Raw genomic sequence first — 303 nt, 5'->3', positions numbered from 1 at the left:
CAAACTTGACTCAATAATCCGGCTACGCCATCTTTAGCTACCTAGGGCGTGTCTCCCAATGATTCGGGGTGCTGTGCGGCAACATGTTTGCTGTGACAGAGGTGATTGATCGATATCAGGTGTTGACCGAGAAGCAGTGGGCGTTGCTTGAGCTGCTGTTACCCACTTCGGATGGGCTGCGGGGGCGGAAGTTCCAGAACAACCGGCTCGTGGTGGAGGGGATGCTCTACCGGCTGCGTACCGGGCTTCCGTGGCGGGATCTACCTGCGCATTTCGGCCCCTGGAAGACGGTGTGGAAACGGC

General features: G+C 58.1%; 1 protein-coding gene. It reads left to right on the top strand.

Features of this window, described 5'->3' with window-relative positions:
• Positions 1-83: 83 nt before the first annotated feature.
• The coding region (locus tag P3H15_RS54860) for a transposase (protein ID WP_276144937.1) at positions 84-303 on the top strand (220 nt) is incomplete at its 3' end.

This window comes from Rhodococcus sp. T2V, assembly GCF_029269925.1.
GTDB lineage: Bacteria > Actinomycetota > Actinomycetes > Mycobacteriales > Mycobacteriaceae > Rhodococcus_F > Rhodococcus_F koreensis.
The sequence above is the reverse complement of the archived record's forward strand: the minus strand, read 5'-3'. Positions and strand labels throughout refer to the sequence as shown.